General features: G+C 46.4%; 1 protein-coding gene. It reads left to right on the forward strand.

What is annotated here, in order from left to right:
- Window positions 1-64: 64 nt before the first annotated feature.
- On the forward strand, window positions 65-1,342 hold the full coding sequence (locus AC58QO_RS33660; RefSeq protein ID WP_497273250.1) for an IS110 family RNA-guided transposase: 1,278 nt from the start codon (window positions 65-67) through the stop codon (window positions 1,340-1,342).
- The last annotated feature ends 70 nt before the right edge of the window (window positions 1,343-1,412 follow it).

Consider the following 1,412-nt stretch of genomic DNA (forward strand, 5'->3'; position numbering starts at 1 on the left):
CGCCTCGCTACGATGAGTATGTACTGGGTTGCAGCCCTCAGAACTCACCTTAGGAGGCGTTATCATGAAGTCTAATCCAATTAAGTCTCAAAATCAACGTGTAGAACGAATTTGCACTACTACTCTGGTCATAGGTATCGACATTGCCAAGGAGAAACACGCAGCACAAGCCATTAATTTTCGAGGTGTTGTCCTCTCCAAGCGCCCTATTCTATTTTCGAATGACCTTGCCGGTTATGTGCATTTAGAACAAAGCATTCGGAAATTACAGAAGATGCACGGCATGAATGACGTCGTTGTGGGAATGGAGAGTACCGGTCACTACTGGTTCAATATTGCCAACTGGTTGGTAGATCAGGGAATTGATGTGGCTCTTGTCAATCCAATGACAACAAAACGCAATAAGGAAAACAGAGATAACTCACCTTCCAAGAACGACCCAAAAGATGCTCTGGTCATCGCCGATGCGGTGAGCCGTGGGTTCTACACGCCATTCTCTCCAAAGGATGAAGCATTCCGTCGCATACGGGTTATGGTTACAAACAGAGAGCACTGGGTGGTTAAATCAGGAAGGACTAAGAATAGAATCCACCGCTGGCTTGATATTCGGTTTCCAGAATATAGACAAGCTTTTGATGATATTTTTAGCGATCGCTCGTTAGCCACTTTGCGCCGGTTTCCAGCCCCTGCTGACCTACTGCAGCTAACTCCGGAGCAAATGGTACATATCTGGGGTGAATATATGGCCAGACCAGGCGGAGTGCGAGGCAAGAACAAGGCCTTGGAACTCCAATCACTCGCTAGACATAGCGTGGGAGACACCACTGCCCTTGAAGAAGACAAATGGGAGCTAAGGCACCTCATCGAAGAGTATCATAGGATCTGCCGAATTATTGACGAAGTGGACGAGATGATTGAAAAGATACTGCCTGAAATTCCTTGTTCTGATCTCGTTCGATCTGTCGGCACTTCCGTTCCAGCAACGGCTGCCATATTGGCATTTGGCGGGGACTTACGAAAGCTGTCTCACGGAAATCAATTATTACGCAAGGCAGGATTGAACTTAGCAGAACGAAGTTCTGGCAAATATAAGGGGCAAATTAAGCTCACCAAGCGAGGCAACTCACTACTGCGCAAACATCTCTACTTCACTGTGTTTCACCTGCTATCTTTCAATGAAGCGTTCCAAGCCATGCATGCGCACAATACTGAAGTGAAAAGAATGACGAAAATGCAGTCCATGATGAAGCTGATTGGGAAACTAGCCCGGATGCTTGTAGCCATGGCAAAAGAAGGACAACCATTCTCCATAGATAAAGCACAACTACCGTTAGCAGCATAAAAAGTAAATCGTAACCCTGACACGTAAATTGGCTCATTCGCAGGATCTCACAAAGAAAGCACGGAGTACC

The sequence above is a fragment of the Paenibacillus sp. J31R30 genome (genome assembly GCF_059692115.1).

What these genes read in the sequence shown, in the direction of transcription:
- AC58QO_RS33660 (WP_497273250.1), top strand. Translation starts at nt 65, where the DNA reads ATGAAGTCTAATCCAATTAAGTCTCAAAATCAACGTGTAGAACGAATT.